Annotated in this window: 18 protein-coding genes and 2 pseudogenes; 9 read left to right on the top strand and 11 right to left on the bottom strand. The window is 56.0% G+C overall.

What is annotated here, in order from left to right:
- Positions 1–19: 19 nt before the first annotated feature.
- Genes wecC through ACM561_RS04225 form a run of 3 tightly spaced genes read right to left on the bottom strand, consistent with a single transcriptional unit; the run spans position 20 to position 3184 of the window.
- Positions 20–1279: a UDP-N-acetyl-D-mannosamine dehydrogenase gene (wecC, locus tag ACM561_RS04235; protein WP_425908275.1), complete on the bottom strand. Its 1260-nt coding sequence runs from the start codon at positions 1277–1279 to the stop codon at positions 20–22.
- A complete protein-coding gene (wecB, locus tag ACM561_RS04230) occupies positions 1272–2390 on the bottom strand; it encodes a non-hydrolyzing UDP-N-acetylglucosamine 2-epimerase (protein ID WP_425908273.1) in 1119 nt (372 codons plus the stop codon). The genes wecC and wecB overlap by 8 nt, the downstream gene beginning before the upstream one ends.
- Positions 2391–2392: 2 nt before the next feature.
- Positions 2393–3184 (bottom strand): WecB/TagA/CpsF family glycosyltransferase, encoded by a 792-nt coding sequence (locus tag ACM561_RS04225; protein WP_425908271.1) that lies wholly within the window; start codon positions 3182–3184, stop codon positions 2393–2395.
- A gap of 237 nt (positions 3185–3421) precedes the next feature.
- Here ACM561_RS04225 and ACM561_RS04220 point away from each other — a divergent pair, with 237 nt between their 5' ends.
- Positions 3422–4339: a glycosyltransferase gene (locus ACM561_RS04220; protein ID WP_425908269.1), complete on the top strand. Its 918-nt coding sequence runs from the start codon at positions 3422–3424 to the stop codon at positions 4337–4339.
- A 53-nt stretch (positions 4340–4392) separates the two neighbouring features.
- Here ACM561_RS04220 and rfbA read toward each other — a convergent pair whose 3' ends face one another.
- From rfbA to rfbC, 4 genes are read right to left on the bottom strand one after another with little or no spacing between them, the layout of a single operon-like run.
- Positions 4393–5265 (bottom strand): glucose-1-phosphate thymidylyltransferase RfbA, encoded by an 873-nt coding sequence (gene rfbA, locus ACM561_RS04215; RefSeq protein WP_425908267.1) that lies wholly within the window; start codon positions 5263–5265, stop codon positions 4393–4395.
- Positions 5259–6242: a dTDP-4-dehydrorhamnose reductase gene (gene rfbD / locus ACM561_RS04210; protein ID WP_425909633.1), complete on the bottom strand. Its 984-nt coding sequence runs from the start codon at positions 6240–6242 to the stop codon at positions 5259–5261. Before rfbD ends, rfbA begins: the two co-directional genes overlap by 7 nt.
- A complete protein-coding gene (rfbB, locus tag ACM561_RS04205; protein WP_425908265.1) occupies positions 6175–7224 on the bottom strand; it encodes a dTDP-glucose 4,6-dehydratase in 1050 nt (349 codons plus the stop codon). Before rfbB ends, rfbD begins: the two co-directional genes overlap by 68 nt.
- A gap of 18 nt (positions 7225–7242) precedes the next feature.
- Positions 7243–7803: a dTDP-4-dehydrorhamnose 3,5-epimerase gene (rfbC, locus tag ACM561_RS04200; protein ID WP_425908263.1), complete on the bottom strand. Its 561-nt coding sequence runs from the start codon at positions 7801–7803 to the stop codon at positions 7243–7245.
- Between the two features lie 257 nt (positions 7804–8060).
- Here rfbC and ACM561_RS04195 point away from each other — a divergent pair, with 257 nt between their 5' ends.
- From ACM561_RS04195 to ACM561_RS04185, 3 genes are all read left to right on the top strand, one after another.
- Positions 8061–10376, top strand: coding sequence for a polysaccharide biosynthesis tyrosine autokinase (locus ACM561_RS04195; protein WP_425908261.1), 2316 nt, complete (start codon positions 8061–8063; stop codon positions 10374–10376).
- A 311-nt stretch (positions 10377–10687) separates the two neighbouring features.
- Positions 10688–11818, top strand: a complete 1131-nt coding sequence (locus tag ACM561_RS04190) for a polysaccharide biosynthesis/export family protein (protein WP_425908259.1) — start codon at positions 10688–10690, stop codon at positions 11816–11818.
- 2069 nt (positions 11819–13887) lie between these two features.
- Positions 13888–15360 carry an undecaprenyl-phosphate glucose phosphotransferase gene (locus ACM561_RS04185; protein ID WP_425908257.1) on the top strand — a complete coding sequence of 491 codons (1473 nt, stop codon included), beginning with the start codon at positions 13888–13890 and terminating at the stop codon, positions 15358–15360.
- A gap of 53 nt (positions 15361–15413) precedes the next feature.
- Here the strand turns inward: ACM561_RS04185 and ACM561_RS04180 are convergent.
- Both ACM561_RS04180 and ACM561_RS04175 read right to left on the bottom strand, forming a co-directional pair.
- Positions 15414–15807, bottom strand: a pseudogene (locus ACM561_RS04180) (transposase); the annotation flags it as partial.
- A 221-nt stretch (positions 15808–16028) separates the two neighbouring features.
- Positions 16029–16397 (bottom strand): H-NS family nucleoid-associated regulatory protein, encoded by a 369-nt coding sequence (locus ACM561_RS04175; RefSeq protein ID WP_425908255.1) that lies wholly within the window; start codon positions 16395–16397, stop codon positions 16029–16031.
- 332 nt (positions 16398–16729) lie between these two features.
- Here ACM561_RS04175 and ACM561_RS04170 point away from each other — a divergent pair.
- The 5 genes and pseudogenes from ACM561_RS04170 to ACM561_RS04150 form a co-directional block, all read left to right on the top strand.
- Positions 16730–16890 (top strand): annotated as a pseudogene (locus tag ACM561_RS04170) (transposase); the annotation flags it as partial.
- Between the two features lie 248 nt (positions 16891–17138).
- Positions 17139–17375 carry a hypothetical protein gene (locus tag ACM561_RS04165; RefSeq protein WP_425908253.1) on the top strand — a complete coding sequence of 79 codons (237 nt, stop codon included), beginning with the start codon at positions 17139–17141 and terminating at the stop codon, positions 17373–17375.
- A gap of 200 nt (positions 17376–17575) precedes the next feature.
- The gene (locus tag ACM561_RS04160) at positions 17576–17785 is read left to right on the top strand and encodes a DUF3489 domain-containing protein (RefSeq protein ID WP_425908251.1); all 210 of its coding nucleotides are present in this window, start codon (positions 17576–17578) and stop codon (positions 17783–17785) included.
- Positions 17786–17846: 61 nt separating this feature from the next.
- Complete coding sequence (locus ACM561_RS04155) at positions 17847–18056, top strand: hypothetical protein (protein WP_425908249.1); 210 nt, start codon at positions 17847–17849, stop codon at positions 18054–18056.
- Complete coding sequence (locus tag ACM561_RS04150; protein WP_425908247.1) at positions 18053–19069, top strand: integrase core domain-containing protein; 1017 nt, start codon at positions 18053–18055, stop codon at positions 19067–19069. The genes ACM561_RS04155 and ACM561_RS04150 overlap by 4 nt, the downstream gene beginning before the upstream one ends.
- Positions 19070–19218: 149 nt before the next feature.
- Here ACM561_RS04150 and ACM561_RS04145 read toward each other — a convergent pair whose 3' ends face one another.
- Together ACM561_RS04145 and ACM561_RS04140 are read right to left on the bottom strand one after the other, a co-directional pair.
- A complete protein-coding gene (locus ACM561_RS04145) occupies positions 19219–19356 on the bottom strand; it encodes a hypothetical protein (protein WP_425908245.1) in 138 nt (45 codons plus the stop codon).
- Between the two features lie 613 nt (positions 19357–19969).
- Positions 19970–20248 carry a hypothetical protein gene (locus ACM561_RS04140; RefSeq protein WP_425908243.1) on the bottom strand — a complete coding sequence of 93 codons (279 nt, stop codon included), beginning with the start codon at positions 20246–20248 and terminating at the stop codon, positions 19970–19972.
- Positions 20249–20602: the final 354 nt, after the last annotated feature.

The raw sequence follows: 20602 nt of genomic DNA, 5'->3' as shown, positions 1-20602 counted from the left end.
TGATAAGCTCGCGTCTCGATTATGTTCGGACCGGCATGTCCTGCCAGATGCCCCGCGTATCGATCACATCGAGATGACGGCGCTCAGCCAGCGGGATCATTTTGAACTCGTCATGGTCAACAAGAAGGATGGCGATTTCACAGGCATGAAGGGCCTGATCAATCCCCATCATTTCCGCGCCATGCTTGGCCAACTCGGACGGCAGCTCACGCAAATTCGGCTCGACAATCTTGATCCGCGATCCATACTTCTCTGCGAGGTGCAGTGCTATCTCAAGCGCAGGACTTTCTCGCAGGTCATCGACGTTCGCCTTAAAAGCAAGCCCGCAACAGGCGACGTTCGCATAGGGATGATCATCAATCATTGCGACAGCACGCTCGACGATCAACGCGGTCTTATGATTGTTCACCTCGCGGCTGGTTTTCATAACTCTTGCGAGATCCGGCACAGCATCGATTATGAACCACGGGTCAACCGCGATGCAATGGCCGCCAACTCCAGGCCCTGGTCGTAACACGTTTACGCGCGGATGACGGTTGGCGAGATCGATGACTTCCCACACGTTGATTTCATAGCGATCGCAAATGATAGAAAGCTCATTCGCGAACGCGATGTTGGTGTCGCGATACGCATTTTCCGTCAGCTTCACCAACTCGGCGGCTCGAGCTGTCGTCGCCACGCATGCACCCCGGACAAACATTTTGTAGAAGCGCTGGGCGCGTCTGGCGCACATCGTGGTGATTCCACCGATGCAGCGGTCATTGTTGACCAACTCGGTGAGAATGCGTCCTGGCAATACTCGCTCCGGACAATAGGCGACCGATATCGAACCACTGCCGTTGGGTGGCCCAACGCTTAGATCCGGACGCCGCTCCATGATCTTCTTAGCTATTCTTTCCGTTGTGCCAACCGGCGAGGTGGACTCGAGAATAACCAGATTTCCGGGAACAATAAGATTGGCGATGCGCTCGACCGCAGCCATCACGCAGCTCAAATCTGGCCGGTTAGCGGCATCGATCGGTGTCGGCACAGCGATCATGAACACGTCCGCCTTCTCAGGCTCCATCGTGGCGATCAGCGAACCGTTTGACACCACTTTCTGCACCAAGCCATCGAGATCCGGCTCGGCAATATGGATGGCGCCTGACGCTACCGTCTTGACGATATCCGAGTTTGTATCGACCCCCACAACCTGCATGCCGCGGCTGGCAATAAGCGCCGCTGTAGGCAGGCCAATGTATCCCAACCCGACGACCGCCACCTTTTGAAACTCAGGCATTGAGGACTGCCCTCACGATACGTTCGCTCGCATGACCGTCTCCGAAAGGGTTGTGGGCATGGGACATCGCCAGATAGTGGTCGTCATCGTCGAGCAACCGGTTAGTCTCATCAATGATTCTACCGGTGTTCGCCCCGACAAGGCGGGCAGTGCCTGCTTCAATGCCTTCAGGCCGTTCCGTCGTGTCGCGCATCACAAGAACGGGCTTACCAAGCGTCGGCGCCTCCTCCTGAACTCCGCCAGAGTCCGTCAGAACAAGATAGGAAAGCGATAGCAGGCTGACGAAATCTGTGTATTCCTGGGGGGATATCAGTTCAACGCGGGGGTGATCGGAAAGGCGAGCCGAAAGCACATCATGGACATTCGGATTGGGATGAATGGGAAGAACAACTGCGACGTCCTCCCGACGGATAATTTCCAGTATCGCGTCAACAATATTGAGCAACCCCGAGCCGAAATTTTCGCGGCGATGGCATGTCATCAGAATGATGCGCCGATTTCCATGCTTTAACCTAATGCTATTCCAGCGCGATGCCAGATGCGAATCGGAATCGACAATGGATTTGGCGGCCAACAGCGCATCAACGACGGTGTTCCCGGTGACATGAATGCGCTCCTTCGGCACATTTTCACGTCGGAGCGCTTGGGCAGCACGTTCAGTGGGCGCGAAGTGCTGATCGGCAATCGTCGCGACGATCTTGCGATTCACTTCCTCCGGCCAAGGCGCATAGATATCGCCGCTCCTTAATCCTGCTTCAATATGCGATACTCGAATCCGGCGATAATAACAGGCAAGCGCTCCCGCCATCGCGGTCGTTGTGTCGCCCTGAACAATGACCCGGTTCGGGCGCATCTTGTCCAGAACGTCACCAATTCCTTCCAGCAACCGTGCCGTAAGCCGATCCAGCGATTGATTGACCGTCATGACGTCAAGATCAACGTCGGGCACGATATGCGTCAATTTGAGAACCTGATCGAGCATATGTCTGTGCTGCGCCGTCGCGCACACGGTTACGATCGCACCCTCTTCGGCCTTCAGGCGATTGATGACCGGGAAGAGCTTGATCGCTTCCGGGCGCGTTCCCAACACAACGAAAAAGTGTCTCTTCATCCCTACCCCCGCAATCGGGTAGAGTTCGGGTGCGCTCTACGCTGCCCGAGCATGGCCTGAACCTGTTGCCGAACGAGCGCGCGCAACAGTATCGCTGCGAACAGCGTGTTTGTTCGTGCATACCGCCACCACATCCGCCCTGGCTCCTGATAGACGCGATACAGCCATTCCAGCCCTAGCGCCTGCATGCGAACTGAAGCGCGAGAGATCTGGCCGGCGAGGACATCAAAGGAGCCACCTACGCCCATGATAAACGGGACGTTCAAATCGTCACGATGCGCGGCAAGAAAACGCTCCTTGCGAGGCGACGGCATGCCGATGAACAGGCAATCCGCTCCGCTGTCCCGAATATCGGCGACGACCTCATGCTCGCGGTCTGGCGCGAAGTAACCATCCCTCAACCCAGCGAAGCGGATTGTGGGATACTTCTCCAGCACCTGACGTTCGCAAAGTTCGACGACCTGAGATGTGGCGCCAAGAAAGTACGGCCTAAATCCATCCTGCGAACACACCGCAAGAAGTTCGGTCAGCAGATCGATTCCGGAGACTCGTTCCTGAACATGCAAACCAAGAAGCCGGGCGGCCCAAACAATTCCCATCCCATCGATGCCAACAAGATCACTGCTTGCGACATCGGCCGAGAGGATCGGGTCTCTTCGCGCATTAACCAACTTGGCGACATTCAGCGCGACGTGCTGCAGTCGGTTACGACATTGCATAGCCCTTCGAGCGAGATCGACTGTCTCCGCCATGGTCAAGACGTCAACGGGGCAATCCAGCAGAACCTGCCGCATCTTTTCGCCCTAAATTACAGCCCGATTAAATATCGCATTCGCCTACTGGAAGCGCCACAAGCCTGAACGCGACCAGCCGTCATTAATTTATATTTACATAATATACTAGATTTAATATATTACAAGAAACCAACATTTAATTTTCTGATTTAAAATGACCCCAATTTGGTTTGGGCGCGAGCGATCCGCAATTGATCTGTGTGCTAGTGCCATGGTCGCGACGAAGGCGGGATGACAATGAAATTGAATGCGCCGCTGATTTCCGTCGTTATCCCTCATCTCAATCAAGCCGAGGAACTGGATCATTGTCTTGCCAGCCTCGCTGCGCAGCGCTTGGAGCGAACTCGCTTTGAAGTGATAGTGGTCGACAATGGCTCGTCATTACCACCATACGCGGTGGTCGGTAGGCGCCCCGGCACTCAATTACTCCATGAGAAGCAGCCCGGCCCCGGCCCTGCACGCAACACCGGAATTCAGCATTCATCCGGCAAGGTTCTGGCGCTCATAGATGCTGATTGCCGCGCGGATCCGGATTGGCTTCGAAACGCCATGCACGCTCTGGAGTCATCGCAGGAGGAAACAATTCTCGGAGGCGACATCCGGATTTGGCGCGACGACCCGAAGGCGTTCAGGGCGATAGAAGCCTATGAGAGTGTTTTCGCGTACCGCTTCAAACTCTATATCGAGCAACACGGCTTTTCCGGAACTGGAAATCTGGTGGTGCGCCGCTCATCCTTCGAGAAGATCGGGCCATTTGCGGGCATCAATTTCGCGGAAGACATGGACTGGGGGCGACGGGCTTGCCGCGCCGGCTTCCGTTTCCGCTACGTTCCCGAGATGATCGTTTTTCATCCCGCACGCCGAACGCTGCACGAACTCTACATGAAGTGGGATCGTCAGATTCAACACGCCATCAATACCGCACGGGATCAGCCGCGATGGCGGATTCGGTGGGTCGTCCGCGCGCTGGCGGTCCTAGGATCACCAGCCATTGACTTCGCGAAGGTTTTAAGCAGCGAACGGATTCACGGTGCCGGAGCGCGCTTTAAGGCCATACTGATCCTTGTCGCAATTCGCGCGCATCGCGCACGCAAGATGCTCAGCCTGATGCGGAAAAGCAAAGCGGTCATCTGGAATCGCAACGTCGATGCTTAGCCGCATACTCGACTCCCCGAACAGCGGAAGGCCCGTCGGGACCGCAGTCTCCTTCACGCAGAGTTGACGATATCCATCAGATAGGCGCCGTAGCCGCTTTTCTCCAGCGGCTTTGCCAAACCCAGCAGTTGGTCGCGATCGATGAACCTTTGTCGAAAAGCGATCTCCTCAAGGCATGCGACCTTCACGCCTTGTCTCGCCTCAAGCGTTTGCACGAAACTGGCCGCATCAATGAGGGATTCGAAAGTCCCGGTGTCGAGCCATGCGAACCCGCGTCCCATGCGTTCGACCCGCAGCGTCCCAGTTTCCAGATAACGAGATTGCACATCCGTGATCTCTAGTTCGCCTCGCCCCGACGGTCTGACCTCGGACGCATAGCGCACAACTTCGTTGTCAAAAAAATACAGACCGGTTACAGCCCAATTCGAACGGGGATTCGCAGGCTTCTCCTCAATGTCGACCGGCTTGCCATTTTCATCAAAGTTCACAACGCCGTAACGCCCAGGCTCGCGCACGTGATAAGCGAACACCGTAGCACCTGATTGCCTCTTGGCGGCTGTGGTCAGCATCTTGGCAAGGCCGCTGCCAAAGAAAATATTGTCCCCAAGCACCATCGCAACACGATCGCGTCCAATGAAGCCGGCTCCGATAATGAATGCCTCCGCAAGTCCGGCCGGCCGAGATTGCTCGGCGTAACAAAGGCGAAGACCCCACTGACTTCCGTCGCCGAGCAGCCGCTCGAACTGGTGGCGATCTTCCGGTGTGGTGATGATGAGTATCTCACGAATGCCGGAAAGCATAAGGGTCGACAGCGGGTAGTAAATCATTGGCTTGTCGTAGACCGGCAGCAACTGCTTACTTACACTCCGCGTGATTGGGTAAAGTCGCGATCCACTGCCTCCCGCGAGAACCATTCCTCTCAGCATGCCGGAAATTCCATTTGTATGGCGAGCCGATCGAGGCACCTTTCAAGCGAGGCTTGCCATGGCGCCAAGCGGACTCGAAAAATACGTTCGGTCCTTGAGGAATCGAGGCAGGAATTCTTCGGCCGACAGGCCGGAGTCGGATATTCTTCGGTTGTGATTTCCTGCAGTCCGGGCACAGGCTGCCCGCGGCGGCCCAGGCTCGTGAAGATGCTCTCCGCAAAGCCGAACCAAGTCGCCTCGCCTTGACCCGCCAAATGAGAGATGCCGGACCCATCGACGCTATGATCAGCGAGCTGTCGCGCAATCTCAAGAATGCCACCGGCCAGATCCAAGGCTGATGTTGGCGTGCCCCGCTGATCGTTGACAACCCGAACGACTTTCGGCGCGACGGACAATCGGAGCATGGTCCGCAGGAAATTGTGTCCGTACGGGCTGTAGAGCCACGAGGTCCGCATCACCAACGCGCCTGGATAAGCATCCAGCACCGCAACTTCACCCTCAAGCTTTGATCGGCCATAAACGTTCAGCGGCGCGGCTGTGTCTCCTTCGTCGTAAGGCGATGGCTTGTGGCCATCGAATACGTAGTCAGTAGAAATGTGAATGAACGGGATTCCCCTTCGTTTAGCAGCCGCAGCAAGCCGAGCTGCGCCGTCACGGTTGATCATGTAGGCGCATTCGGGCTCTTTCTCTGCTCGGTCGACCGCCGTGTAAGCGGCGGCATTGATAATGGCCGACGGCCCAATTGCGGCAACCACATCATCGATGCTCGCGCCGTTTTCGAGGTCAAGATCAGGACGGCCGACGCTCACCAGTGAAGCGTTTCGCTGGGAGGCCACATCATGCAGGCAGCAAGCCAATTGCCCGCTTTTCCCTGCGACAAGGATAGGCCTGCCTCCCAGTGAAGCAGCGCTACGCTTCGGCGAGGCCAAGGCGTTCTCCTTTGTATACCTTCGCGCGCGAAGGCTCCCACCACGCACGGTTTTCAAGATACCAGTCGATCGTTCGTTCGATACCATCTTCAAAGGTATTTCGCGGCGTCCACCCCAGTTCGCGGTGCGCTTTGGAGGCATCGATCGCATAGCGCTGATCGTGTCCCGGCCGATCCGTCACAAACCTGATCAATGATCGTCTTAGGTGTGGCCCGGGGACGGTACGGTCCAGAATATCGCAGATCAGTTCGACGACAGCGAGATTGGTTCGTTCGCAATCGCCGCCGAAATTATACTTTTCTCCGGGCCGCCCCCGACGCAAAAGCGCGATGAGCCCCTCGGCATGATCGTCGACATAGAGCCAGTCGCGAATATTCGAGCCCTGACCGTAAACCGGCAACTGCTTGCCTTCGATCGCATTGAGAATGATCAGCGGGATCAGCTTTTCCGGGAATTGATAAGGCCCGTAATTATTGGAGCAATTCGAGACAATCACCGGAAGACCGTAGGTCCTGAACCACGCATGCGCGAGGTGATCCGAAGCGGCCTTGCTAGCCGAATAAGGGGAACTCGGCTGGTAGGGTGTGTCTTCGAAAAATCGTCCCTTCTCTCCCAGCGAACCATAAACTTCATCGGTGGAAACGTGCACAAATCGGAACTGAGCGCGACGATCAGGCGTTAGTCGGCTGTAGTAGTAGCGCGCGGCCTCGAGCAGTTGAAAGGATCCAATGACGTTCGTGTTGATGAAAGCTGCCGCGCCGGTGATCGATCGATCGACGTGGCTTTCAGCTGCAAGATGCACTACTGCGGTCGGACTGTATTTGGAGAATATTGCATCGATGGCGCCTCGCTCACAAACGTCTGCTCGTTCGAATGCATAGTTCGGATCGTTGGAGATGGTATCGAGCGAACGGGGGTTAGCCGCATATGTCAACTTATCGACATTGACGACGGCCATGCCATCGACACAGAGCAAGCGGCAGACCGCCGACCCTATGAACCCTGATCCGCCAGTTACCATAACGCGCATTCGGGATACTCCGTCGGATTAGTCGAAGACAGGCGAGAGATCGCGAAGCATCGGCAGGTTCCGATCCTTGTCCGAAAGGATCGCATGTCCAGGTGCAACCGGCCATTTGATAGCCAGCTCCGGATCCGCCCAATATATTCCGTGGTCGTGCGCCGGCGAATAAGCCGCGTCGACTTTGTAGAGCACCGCCGTATTCGGCTCTAAGGTGCAGAAGCCGTGCGCGAAACCAGGCGGGACAAAAAGCTGTTCGCCACCGATTTCGCTCAACTCAACCGCCAGATGCTTTCCAAAGCTCGGTGATGAACGCCGAATGTCGACAACGACATCAATGATTTTTCCGCGAAGCACGCGAACGAGCTTGGCTTGAGCAAACGGTTGCTTCTGAAAATGAAGACCTCGCACGGTTCCGGCGTGATCGGAACTCGATTCATTGTCTTGCATGAAGTCGTGATCCAGACCATGCGCGGCAAAGTCCGATCGTACATAAGTCTCCCAGAAATAACCACGGACATCCACCATTCGCGAAGTCGTTATCAGCTTCACGTCGGCGATCGGCAGCAGGCGAACATTTAATTGCATGTCAAGACTCTTGAACCACCGCACAAACTGCTGGCGGCAAGGCCGCCTCGTGATTCGCCGACCCAAAGTCCGCCGTAATTCCATTAAAATTTAATCACTATAATTTATATGATTGAATATAATAGAATTAAATGCAATAGTTTTTTGTAGTCGATGCAATTGAGCAAAAAGTTGCCCGGATAGGCCGCACTGACCGCAGCATGATGCCAAAGTCGCCACGCAAACCTCGAAATCCCAGCGGTAATGGACCATCCTAAATGCTTCAGATGCTTCAAAGCGAAAGATCGCGCTCCGCATTAGCGAATGAATTGGTGGGCGACCGGAGCGATCAAGGTGGTGGTTTCGGCGATCTGATAAATTTCACGCTGGGTTTTTTGCGTAGGCAATACGCGCTCATACTGTTTGTTACCGCTCTCGCGGTCATGACCAGTCTGATTTATCTGCGTGTGACGCCTCCAACCTACACAGCGCAGGTCAAGGTTTTATTGGGGAGTGTGAAGGCTCAGTTCGTTCAACAACAGTCCATACTGGCGGAATCTCCGCTCGACGTTGCTCAATTGGAGAGCCAGATCGAGATCATAAAGTCGAAGGCCATTGCGGCTTCTGTGATCGACAAAATCAATCTTGCGAATGATCCCGACTTCAATGCATCGGCTCAACGGCTGCAGAAGCTGCTCGGCATCTTCAGCGGCTCGTCCGGCTCTGAACCAGCCAAGCGCGACGACAAGACCAGCGCCGAAGCAAGGGACGGCCTCATCGCCGCATTTCAGGGCAAATTGCAGGCCTCCCGGATCGGCATGAGCAACGTGATCGAGATTAGTTACAGCTCTAGAAATCCTGAGCGGGCGGCGCAGGTCATCAACGCAATTGCAGATACCTATATTGCCGACCAACTTAACGCCAAGTTTGAGGCTAATCGCACGGCCAAATCGTGGCTCCATGATAGACTACGCGAATTGGGACAACAGGCGCTGACGGCTGAACGCGCCGTCAATGCCTTCAAAGTCCAGAACAACATCGTAGCTGTCGGCGGACGGCTGATGGACGAACAGCAGGTGACTGATCTGAATGGTCGTTTGGTCGCCGCACGGGCGCAGACATCTGATGCACTGGCGCGTGTGGACAGATTTAAGACTATTCTTCGCCAGAACGAAGCGAGTACAGCGAATGCCAGCCTCGACGCCTCAGTTTCGGATGCGTTGAGCAGTCCCATCATCAATAATCTGCGACAACAGTATCTGGAACTTTCAAGGCGCGAGAGAGATTGGTCGGCCCGCTTCGGCCGGAACCACTTGGCGGTCCTGAATCTGCACACCAGAATGCGCGATCTTCGCACGTCGATTCTGGATGAAGTTCGCCGGCTTTCTGAAACCGCCAAGAGCGATTATGAGGTCGCCAAACAACGGCAAGAGGAAATTGAGAAGCAGCTTACGCAAGCAGTATCGCAGTCCCGGACGACAAATTCCGCTGAAGCGACCATGCGCGAGCTTGAGACCAGCGCCAAAAGCTATCGCAGCCTCTATGAGAGCTTCCTGCAGCGCTACATGGGGGCAGTTCAGCAAGAGTCATACCCCCTCACCGAGGCGCGGGTGATTTCGCCCGCATCGCCACCCCAGAACAAAAGCAAGCCCAAGTCGGCTCTCGTCTTGATACTAGGCCTTCTTGGTGGCTTGGCTCTGGGAACAGGACTGGCGCTCCTTCGAGACATCCTGGATCGGGTTTTCCGCACCAGCGCACAGGTTGAGGCGATGCTGCATATGCCTTGCATTTGCCTGGTGCCACTCTTGAAAGATGTTGAACCTAAGCAGTTGCATGAACACGCCGACAATCCATCGAACCAGGGAATGATCGTGCGTCGCTCCGGAGTTTATTGGGCTGCGTCCGAAATGCCGTTATCGCGCTTTGCCGAGTCGATTCGCTCGATCAAGCTGGCCGTCGATCTGAATGTGACAAATTCATCCAACAAGGTCGTCGGCATCACGTCCTCGCTTCCGAATGAGGGCAAATCGACGATCACCGCCGCATTGGCCCAACTCATGGCTCATGCGGGCGCGCGCGTTATCGTCGTCGACTGCGATCTCAGAAACCCCTCGCTGTCACGTAATCTGGCCCCTCACGCAAGCGTCGGCCTTGTCGAGGTGATTTCCGGCAGATGCCCCCTGGATGAGGCAATCTGCAAGGATCCCAATACGAACCTCGCCTTCCTGCCGACGGTCGAGAAACAGCCGCTGTTCCACACCTGCGAGATGCTTTCGGCCACAACCACCAAACAGTTGTTCGATCAACTGCGGGCGACTTACGATTATGTCGTGGTCGATCTTCCGCCGCTGGCCCCGATTGTTGATACGCGAGCGACTGCTCAGCTGATAGACTGCCTCGTTTTGGCGATTGAATGGGGGCGCACCAAGACAGACGTCGTGCAGCACGCTCTCCGTACCGCCCCAAGTCTGAATACCGCCCTCATCGGCGTCGTGCTCAACAAGACGGACATGCAGGCCATCAGGCGCTACGACAGTTATCACAACGATTATTATTGCAATAAGCACTTTGCCCGGTACGGCTACACAGCGTAACCCATGTTATTGGCCTCATTAAATCGGGGGCCAGCGCCCCAATTTCCGGAATTAATTAATTTAGTACAAGCTTGGTGTAGCAAACAGGCAACAAGCTTTGGTTCTCGCTCCGCGACGGCCATGAAGCTCTGGCCTGAATCAGTCTGGAATGCCAAGTTGTTGCCGGTACTGCTAACGTAGGGGACTTGACTCTGTCCGGCACGAAGCCTCGGTGGGCTAAAGCCAGAAACATCAGCTTGGCTCTCGCCGCACTTTCTTGCGGCGGTTGCACAATTGTGCCCGCCACCGGCCCGCAGAGCACAGACATCCGCATGTCCCAGGCAGGCCAAGAAGCGGAAAGCCTTCCCTATGCCCTCGTGAAGCTGACCCCGGAGATTGTTCAGGTTCTGGCTCAATTTACGCCCAAGTTGTCCAACGCATTCGCAAACCGAGCCCCTCCCAAGGCATTCCGCTTCGGGATCGGCGATACCCTCAGTGTGACGATTTTTGAGGCCGCCGCGGGCGGCCTGTTCATCCCCGTCGAAGCGGGTGTGCGCCCGGGCAATTTTATTACAATTCCTAACCAGGCGGTCGATAACAACGGCAATATTTCAGTGCCTTACGCTGGGGCCATTCGCGCGAAAGGCAAGACACCCGTCGAGGTTCAACAGGCGATCGTCTCAGCCCTTAGTAACCGCGCCATCGAGCCTCAGGCGGTGGTGTCGCTTGTTGATCAGCGAACGTCGCTGATCAGCGTGCTGGGCGCCGTTCATTCCGCCGGGCGCTTCCCTGCAAGCGCCTCCGGCGAACGCGTTCTGGATGTCATCACGCGGGCAGGCGGCCCCAGCATGCAAGGTTACGACACATGGGTAACACTTGAACGCGCAGGACACCGCGCGAGCGTCCCATTCGGCGCGCTAGTCTATGAGCCGTCGAACAATATCTATGTTCTTCCGAACGATACGATCTATCTTTACAGCCAGCCGCAGACCTTCGTCGCGTTCGGCGCCGCCGGGACGCAGGGACAATACAAGTTCGATGCATGGCGGATTTCACTCGCAGAAGCCGTCGGAAAACATGGTGGCCTCAGCGATTCGCTTGCCGATCCGAGGTCCGTATTTCTTTATCGCGGCGAAACCCGGGAGGTCGCCGAGCGACTTGGGGTCGATTGCTCAAAATTTCAGGGACCAATTATTCCGATCATTTACAACCTGAACTTGCGGGATCCTTCCGGATACTTTCTGGCTCAGGCATTCGACATTCGGAACAAGGACGTGGTCTACACGTCTAACTCTCCTTTGGTGGAAACGACGAAGTTCCTGTTTTTCCTGAGAACCGTCATGGCTACAGCTAACGACCCGATCATCTACGCAACGAATGCCTACGCGTTGAAAGCGGCAATCAACGGGGCTGCTCCAACAACGATCGTCAATCCCCCGCCCTCAATCGTCATCCCACGCTAAGCACTTCGGATGCGCTACCCGCCCGCCTTGGTGGCTATACATCTCACGTCGTCTCATGTTTGGCGATTTGATTTCCTGACAAGCTGACGGCTTGCCCATTTCAAAGCCTTGAAAGTCGCTCCCGACTACGACTTGTGAGACCTCGATTATCGGCATGCTGGTATTCCGCTAATAATAGCGGTACCGCTGGTGATAACTGTCTTCAGAATACTGATCTCGCTAATCGTGGTCGCCCCGCTGCTCGCGATCGTTAGCTGCCTCTTTCTGGAGGGATTTGTTCTGGCGATCGCCGCCACGGCAATCGCACTGCTGGCCTTGGACCTACACAACGGTGATGCCCACGAGCTCACGACGCTCTTGAAGCCGATAGCCCCGTCTTATTGGTTCCTACCTTTGGATGTTGCTTCAGGTCATTCCGGTTGCAAGCCCCTGGCTGGTTCACCCTGTCTAGATGAGTGCATCGGCAGGTTTGGGAAAGCCGCTTCTCGGCACCGTCAGCCTAGACATCGGCGCTACCCCGCTTTGCGCAGCGTGGCACCGTACTCTCTGATGCTGGCCATTGTAGTGGTGACAATAGCCCAGCGCTCGATCGGCAACGCACAGAAGTCATTCTATTTTTGCTGGCTGCGGCCGCGGCATTGATAGCCGAACGTTTGGTCGGCTTAAGCTACTTCCGCATCATGGTTTCGACCTCATTCCCGAGCGCGCGCAAATGGCGACCATCCCCGTAGGTGCTGGTGCCGGTGCCCGCTGCATCGTAGCCATTCTCATTACCTCGTTCGCAAACGCAGGCCGTTGGGTCTGGTCGCACCGCTTTTCATCGCTGTGGTTTGCGGTTTGGCCCTTGCGCAAAACAAGAGCTGGAGCAGTCCGGATCAAACAACCTCGGGCGTCAGAATCCCTTCGGACATGCAGGAAGCTCAACGGATAGAGGAATTTGTATGGAATTGCTTGCCTTCGCCTCCATTTTGGCAGCGGCACCGCATTCACCTCCTGACCGACCCGGAGGCGAGTCACTTCGCCAGCCAAGAGCATGAAATGCAAGCCAAGCAGGGGCGCTCGCAATGTTCCGACGGGATTTGTGGAAAGAAAGCGCATTCACCCATTCGGATATGTTTGGACGGAGCCGGCGACTGTATCCGCGGCCAACGAGAGCGTCCGCAAAGAAGCCCAAATGGATATCGAAGATGCCCTGCGATATGCGCCACATCGCGGAGACGTCTGGCTGATGCTCGCCGCCGCGATGGCTGACCGGTACAGCTGGCGGGATTACCGACCGAGCTCCTTGCTCAAAATGTCATACTTTACGGCGCCGAGTGACCTCTCTCTGTTTCCGCTCCGGATCAAGGTGTCGCTTCGCGCGAATGCAATACAAGACCTGACATTCAAGACATGATCAGACGCGACATACGCGTGGTCGTCACCAAAATTGCCCGCGCTCAAGCCTGCTCTTGCGACCGCCTACAGATCGAGCTCCGTCGAAGGCAAGGTAACCCTTGTGACCACACGATTTCGGAGATCGACCCGGTCTATTCCGTGGTAATACGCGCCGACTTGCAAAACTGTGCCGCCCTCAAGGGGCGCCTGATGTTCCCATAACTACCGTACCAACCAGCAGGCCGACGTCGTTGTGACTACTGAGTCTGCCTAGCGTGGCTCTCTGGTTCCGATTCGGAGAGAAGGCCAACCTTCTCAAGAACGCTGCGAGCAAAGACCCCGCCCAGATATCCCATCTGAACGGCCACCAAACTCGTCAATGACCACACCCCAGCCTGAATGCCGGACACGGCCGCCGTGGCAGCACACTCGATCAAGACAATGATCGCCAAGCCCAACAACGTTCTGATTCGGAAGAGGGATCCCGTCAAAAACCCGGCCAGAAAATGTATGACGATTAGAACGGACAATGCGCTTAACCTAGATCGAACTGCGATAAGGACAGCCTAAGCGGCCCAGGTTAATAGGGATTTAATCCAACGACAGTCGGTATTTAAATAATATCTTGCCAAATTAAATATCGATGGCATATTTAATTTTATTTAAATACGGCCGGTCCGAGGGCTCAGCGCATGAATTTTGTAAAGCGTGATATAGACGTAACGGATAGCGTTGTTGTTAGAGCACTAACGGGACAGTCAGGTGCGGCACACAAATGGCCAATCAGTTACGATTCTATCGAATTCATTTCCGCTACAGCTGATGTTGCTATCATTTTTTCGGCAAGCACGCTCGCTGGAGTGGCCTATCATATTCAGGCCTACGGCACACCGGGCGATATCGTCCAGTATTTCGGTTCAGCCGCCCTCGTCTCCGCCCTCTTCCTTTCGCTGATGATTAGCCGTCGGATGTACAAGCCAGCAGCATTGCTGGCGCTCCGCAGCCAACTCCGCACCATTTTTCTGGTTTGGGCAGCCGTGTTCTTTCTGCTCGCTGGAACGGCTTTTGCTCTGAAGGTGAGCACCGAGATTTCGCGAGGCGCGAGCTTGCTCTTTGCCGCGCTCGGCCTGACCGCTCTGACCGTCCACCGAATTTTTTGGCGAAGCCTCCTCACTAAAGGTATAACGAACAGGCGTTTTTCCGGCCGCAGGATCGTACTGATCACCGATTACGGCCAGCGCGCGGAAACCAACCTTGCGCAAACGTTGGAGAGCCTCGGCTTTAAGCTTGAACGGCATTTCACCCTACCGCCCCCGGAGCGAGGCGGCCGTCATCGCGAAGACATCATTACAACCGCGATCGAATGTGTTCGCGGGTCCGAAGTGGAAGAAATCATTGTGGGCGCCGACCTGAGGCACTGGAAGGAACTGCGCGGCCTAATCGCGAAGCTTCGGATACTGCCGTTCCCGGTCAACGTAATCCCTGTAGGCCCCACCTCGGAGATTTTCAACCAACCCTACCATGAGCTTGGAAATTCCGTCTGTGTTGAGGTCCAGCGCGGGCCGCTGACTCCAATGGAGTACGCGGCGAAGCGATGCATTGATATCGTAGTCGCCGGCGCCGGCCTGTTGGCGCTATCACCATTGCTTGCGGTCGTCGCGGTCACGATCAAACTGCACTCACCAGGCCCCGTTCTTTTCCGGCAACGACGACGCGGATTTAACGGAGGATGCTTTCAGATCTTCAAGTTCCGAACAATGTCTGTACTTGAGGATGGTCCAACGATTGCGCAGGCTCAATGCTCCGACAGCAGAGTTACGCCTTTGGGGAAATGGCTGCGCCGCACTAGCATTGATGAACTACCTCAGTTGCTCAACGTACTGGAAGGCAGCATGTCGCTTGTTGGCCCGCGCCCCCACGCGCTGGCGCACGACACGCAATTTGAGAAGCTTGTTCGAAATTATGCGTTTCGACACCGCGTCAGGCCAGGTCTGACAGGCTGGGCTCAGGTGAAGGGCTGTCGAGGCCCAACGCCGACTGCGAGGGATATCGAGCGGCGTGTCGAGTATGATCTGTGGTACATCGACAATTGGAGCTTCGGACTAGACCTCGCGATCCTTCTTCAAACCACCATTGAAGTCATGAGCTGCCGGAACGCATACTGAGATAACCGAACCGTGAAGGTGGCCACACCCTCGCAAGGCTGCTTGCCCCGCTAGGTGGCGACCGCACGATAGTGTTTGATTTTATTGAAGCGTTCGACCTGGTTGCGCTTGCGATAGAGCCGTTTGCTGAAACGCAGAGCGATGACGCGGTTTGTCGTCGGCGTGACGTGGGCGCGGGCTCCGCGGGCGGCCAGCGTCTGGTGTAGGGCGTTGGAGTCATAGGCCCGGTCGGCCAGCAGCACGTGGCCGCGCCCAACCGTGTCGAGCATATCGTCGGTGCTGCGCCCGTCATGCGCGCCTGGCCTTCGGTGATCTTGAGGACGAGCAGGCCTCAGGTATCCACCAGCGCGTGGATCTTGGTCGTCAGCCCGCGGCGCGAGCGACCCATGCAACGGGACCGCGTTCGTTTTTTTGGCCGTTGGCGGCATGCTGGTGAACCCGGATCGAGTCACCGACGACTGGCGAGTGCCGAGCGATCGACAAACGGGGCACTCTTTTTGCCCACGCGATCTTGGCTAACCTGGATGAAGTCCGATGCAATTGCAGCCTCAGGTGGCAGGGGGCCCTGAGCAAAGTAAGCCTGCGAGACAAGCACTCACTGGATCGTCCGACGGACCCGATGAAAGTTTCAGACGCGCTATCGAAATAAAATGACTGCACACACGCTCTTAGTGCGCCTTGGAGCTTCCGGTAGCGTCAATCTTGAAATCGTTGATCTTGCGACCGGACTTGATGGCGGCAACAAGCCATCGCGGCTGCTTTCCCCTTCCGGACCATGTCTCTAAAGGGCTCGACGGATTGCGATATTTCGGCAGAACCGGTGGATATCTACGCCGGGGTTTGCCCTCGACGACGCCTCGCGTTGCCAGTTCAGTCTCTCGGGCGATCGCGGCCGAGCCGCCGTTGAGGTAGGCCAGACGCTTTTCAAGTTCGCGCTTTTCCGACGCTATTCGTATCGATAGAATCTTGTTGACCCTTGCATGAAGCATCCAAAGGTCATCAATCGACATTGTTTCCAGATCGGTTTTCTTCATCATCCCTGCGCCTAGATTGATTCTCAATAAAATGTAGGTGACAAATAGGTTCCTTTCAATGCGTTCCCAGGCCGCATCAAATCTGGACGCCTCCGTTTTTAAGCCGGAGTTCTGCGACAATTTCCGCCAAGACAATTCGTTCAAATTAACTAACTGGAAATGCTGCGCAATTTTTACCTTTCGTCAGATGGAGCTATTAGTTGCTTACGGTTCGCCCCTATGCGGGCTAGGGAATAAGCAATAAAATTCAAGGTATTCCTTTTCAATCTCCAAATAAATTGACCCGCCACCCCTTTATTCTATATGACAACCTTTGTCTAATACTCACGTAAATCAAGAAATTGCTCAGGGCGATGCTCTTGCACGCGTTCTACTCGATCCGCTCGGAGCGGTTGCTTATGGAGCGGCTGGAATACGACCCTTCTGTTCCGCTGGTTCGTGGGCATCGGCGTCGACGATCCAGCCTGGGACCATTCGGTGTTCTCGAAGAAGGATCAGTATCTGGGCTTCCAGCTCGGTGCTCGCAAAATTGGCGCTGTCGCGCCCTGCTCCCGGCGCGCCGAGCCTCCTGTCATTATCGCTAGCTGGTCAACAGCGCCAAGCCACTTCAAATTATTCGTTGCATTGATTCGCAACGGCGGCTCGATCCAAGGATATCGAGGTCAGACCTCATCGCCACCATAAGGGCTCACCCCCTTAGCGTGTGAGCGCCTGTGCCTACCGCTATCAAATCCCAGGATATTGATGCTGCAGTCCGCTCAGAATCGGACGACAGAGAATGCGTCCGGCTATCTCGGCGGCGCCGTGACATCGGCGGTGAATGGCGCCAACCAACTGACGGAGGCGTGTGGCTGGGAGCAAATCCCTCATCTGCGCCACGTGCTGCTGTCGTACATAAGCTATTACAACGGCACGCGCACCCATTTGTCATTGAACAAGGACGCGTTACCTGATCAGGGGTCGCGATCGAGCCTATGGTGATATTTATCCGCCGAGTTCGGTCGATCGGCATCCGAGACCGCCCGACGTCTCCTCGCTCACCGTGGCAAAATGCGTAGCGCGCCGCGCGTCGACCGAGACCGCCAAGGTTGCAGCCGTCATGAAAATCAGCTCGGCACCAGCCCGATCGTTGGATCGGCCGGTACGGCATCGCGCCGGCAGCAAGCAAGCCCGAGTCATAGATGCTGATGAAGCCCGAGGGTACAACGATCGACGACATCATGACGGCCACGAACTGGCAGCAACATTCGGTGCGCGGATTCTTCGCTGGTATCATCCGAAAGAAGCTCAAGCTGATATTGACGTCTGAAGCCGCTGAAGCCGGCCGGATTTACAAAATAGTGGGCAACGTCCCATCGACCGCTTCGAAGCAGGCTAAGGCTGCGGCCTGATGCCATGACGCGAAGCGCAGGATCACGAAAGCCCGTCAGTCGACGGCTTACAAAGTTGTCAATGCAAGAGGAGATTGCGCATCTGCGCAGTCTCGACCTGATTGGCCTACAGTGTCGCTGGCAGAGTGTGATGGGGCGGCCAGCCCCGGAGCACCTGCCCAAACATCTGCTGTTCGGCATCCTTGCCCACCGCATCCAGGCCGATGCTGTGTGTGCCGAAAACCTCATCCGAGTTGATGATGTGACGGAATCGCCGAATCTGGTGGCATGATCGCGCTGCTCTGTTTCGTTCTGGCCGTCCTGGCCTCGCCATTCAAGTCGAAGTTGCGGCTTGAGGCAGAGAATGCCGCGCTCCGACATCAGGTGATTGTATTGCGGCGGAAGCTGCGTGGCCGCGTCCGGCTCACTAACCAGGATCGTTGGTTCTTCGTCCAGCTGTATCGCCGGTTTCCATCAATCCTGACGGTTATCACGATTGTTCAACCTGAGACCCTCGTGCGTTGGCATCGGGCGGGCTTTCGCTGCTACTGGCGGTGGAAATCGCGGCGGCGGGGTGGTCGCCCGCAAATCGAAGCGGACCTGCGCGCGCTGATCCGGCAGATGAGCATGGAGAATTTGCTTTGGGGTGCGCCGCGCATCCACGGCGAACTACTCAAGCTTGGATTTAGCGTCGCCCAATCAACCGTCGCCAGGTACATGGTGAAACGACGTGGACCGCCCAGTCAGGGGTGGAAGACCTTCTTGCGAAACCACGCTCCGGATATTGCCGCCATGGATTTGTTCGTGGTCCCGACCATTGGCTTCAAACTGCTGTACGGCTTCGTGATTGTACGGATTGATCGCAGAGATCTCGTCTGGATCAACGTCACAGCCAACCCGACGGCGGAGTGGATCGCTCGGCAGATCACCGAGGCTTTCCCTTGGGACGGTGCTCCGGGTTACATGATCCGGGACCGTGATCGCATTTACGGTGCGGTCGTCACACGCCGACTGCGTGCCATGGGCATCCGGGACAAGCCTATTGCACCGGCCTCACCCTGGCAGAATGGCTTTGCCGAACGGCTGATTGGATCGATCCGTCGCGAGTGTCTCAATCACGCGATCATCTGTGGCGAGGCACATTTGCGTCGGGTCCTGAAACCTTACGCTGACTATTACAACCGTTTCAGAACGCATCGGTCTTTCAACAAGGATGCACCGGTCTCTCGCTCGGTGCAGCACACCGGTGTCATTCGTTCACGCGCCATCCTGGGCGGACTTCATCATCGCTACGCCCGTGTTTAAGTTTTCGGTACACACAGGGGTTGGTGATGGAGTGACCCTGCGGCGTCGGGACCGCGAGATGGTTCCACGAAGAAAAGGCCCGCTGGACGGTTAAACAGCGGGCCGAGCGAAGATCAGGGGCAAGACAGGGGAGCTATCAGCGCAATAACTCAATAGACGCCGATCACCATCTGCGGGGCGAAGGCGGCGAAACGAGCGCTCACTGCTACGACGCTGGTCGAAATCAGATGAATGATCGATTGCGCAACGCGCGCAGTCACGAACCACGGCGCCAACCCGTCGGTCACCTCCGTCTTTCTTAGTATGATTGCTAGACAAGCAGGCCTCCGAAGACTGGCAGGCCTTCGATGCAGTTGGTGTGCGCGCGAGCTAGACCCTGCATAAAAGCCGAAAGATTGTTTTGTTGTCCGGGGTGAATCCGTTTGCTGGTATCTTTGTCCTGCGACGACCAAGTAGGTCCGGGTCGTCTCCATGAGCACCAAGAGCGCCAACGTCCAGGCGATGAAGCCGATTTAAAGCAAAGGCTGTGTTGGTCAATTTGATCCCTTTATGCTCCGGCGGGGTTTTTCTATTTATGGGGTGGTATTAGACCATCTAGCCAGTCTTCCTCCTCGGCAAGTGCGAGCCAGGCTTCCTGCATTCGCTCGTACTGGATCTTTGAAGGCAAATCCTTCGCTTCAGCGGCAAGTTTACCGCAGTTGCGAGCGTTCTCTCTGAACTCTTCTGACCTGCTCAACATGCGTTGCTTCGGCGGGGTTTTCTATGTGCGATCTAATACTGGCGGGGAGCGTTAGCCATAGGAGTGTTCACCTGGTGGATGCTGGCATCCGGTAGCGGTCTCGACACGTGCAGGCTACCGAGGCCGTCGCTTGGGTCCCACCCCCGCTCCGGCGGGGTTTTCTAGGCGAGGCTGCCAATTGCCGAATTAGCTGCTTCCGTCAGCACCGGCCGGCCGTTTTCCGTCTTGATCAACCGGAGCTGATCGAGCAAGGCCAGATCATCGCTGGACGGCGCCAGCAGCTTTAGGCGTTCTTCAAAGCCTTGTCGCTGCTCGTCTAGCGGACGTTCCAACGTATTGTCTTTGGAGGCGATGCCACGTATTTCGTCGGCTTCGATGCCGTCGATGTTGCAGTCCTTAAACGTGCATTTGAAAGCGATCTGCTCGGTGTCAGCATCCATTAGCAGCGTGCACTTGACGAAGGTGCACTCGTCGGGAACTGGTCTTTGTACTGAGCAGGTGAGTTGGAAACCATTATAATCTCACAACCTTAGATAGGCTGTAGCGTTCAAGCCACACCCGTTGAGCGAACTGAACGCGTCGTCCCGAGTTGGCGGATGCGAGGATGATTATGCGGCCTGTCCTTATCGCAAATTAAATCCGAGCATATTGGTGATACAGGCCGCCCAGGATTGGAAGGCGAAGAAAACGCCCTGCTCTGGTTTGCGGTAGGGACAACTGATAAGCCAGAGCCTCCCTTCGCAAAAAGCCTGATCAGTCTCAAATTATCTGACGACGGACAATCCTGGCCCAAG

This window comes from Nitrobacter sp. TKz-YC02 (assembly GCF_049852135.1).
Taxonomy (GTDB): domain Bacteria; phylum Pseudomonadota; class Alphaproteobacteria; order Rhizobiales; family Xanthobacteraceae; genus Nitrobacter; species Nitrobacter vulgaris.
Note: the sequence above shows the minus strand (reverse complement) of the source record. Positions and strands in the feature narration are given on the sequence as shown.

Coding starts and splice junctions, on each gene's coding strand:
- ACM561_RS04220 (WP_425908269.1), top strand. CDS start 3,422: ATGAAATTGAATGCGCCGCTGATTTCCGTCGTTATCCCTCATCTCAAT.
- rfbA (WP_425908267.1), bottom strand. CDS start 5,265: ATGCTGAGAGGAATGGTTCTCGCGGGAGGCAGTGGATCGCGACTTTAC.
- ACM561_RS04185 (WP_425908257.1), top strand. CDS start 13,888: ATGAATTTTGTAAAGCGTGATATAGACGTAACGGATAGCGTTGTTGTT.
- ACM561_RS04160 (WP_425908251.1), top strand. CDS start 17,576: ATGCTGATGAAGCCCGAGGGTACAACGATCGACGACATCATGACGGCC.
- rfbC (WP_425908263.1), bottom strand. CDS start 7,803: ATGCAATTAAATGTTCGCCTGCTGCCGATCGCCGACGTGAAGCTGATA.
- ACM561_RS04150 (WP_425908247.1), top strand. CDS start 18,053: ATGATCGCGCTGCTCTGTTTCGTTCTGGCCGTCCTGGCCTCGCCATTC.
- ACM561_RS04140 (WP_425908243.1), bottom strand. CDS start 20,248: ATGGATGCTGACACCGAGCAGATCGCTTTCAAATGCACGTTTAAGGAC.
- ACM561_RS04195 (WP_425908261.1), top strand. CDS start 8,061: ATGCTTCAGATGCTTCAAAGCGAAAGATCGCGCTCCGCATTAGCGAAT.
- ACM561_RS04155 (WP_425908249.1), top strand. CDS start 17,847: ATGCAAGAGGAGATTGCGCATCTGCGCAGTCTCGACCTGATTGGCCTA.
- ACM561_RS04165 (WP_425908253.1), top strand. CDS start 17,139: ATGCTGCAGTCCGCTCAGAATCGGACGACAGAGAATGCGTCCGGCTAT.
- rfbB (WP_425908265.1), bottom strand. CDS start 7,224: ATGCGCGTTATGGTAACTGGCGGATCAGGGTTCATAGGGTCGGCGGTC.
- ACM561_RS04175 (WP_425908255.1), bottom strand. CDS start 16,397: ATGATGAAGAAAACCGATCTGGAAACAATGTCGATTGATGACCTTTGG.
- wecB (WP_425908273.1), bottom strand. CDS start 2,390: ATGAAGAGACACTTTTTCGTTGTGTTGGGAACGCGCCCGGAAGCGATC.
- ACM561_RS04190 (WP_425908259.1), top strand. CDS start 10,688: ATGTCCCAGGCAGGCCAAGAAGCGGAAAGCCTTCCCTATGCCCTCGTG.
- ACM561_RS04225 (WP_425908271.1), bottom strand. CDS start 3,184: ATGCGGCAGGTTCTGCTGGATTGCCCCGTTGACGTCTTGACCATGGCG.
- wecC (WP_425908275.1), bottom strand. CDS start 1,279: ATGCCTGAGTTTCAAAAGGTGGCGGTCGTCGGGTTGGGATACATTGGC.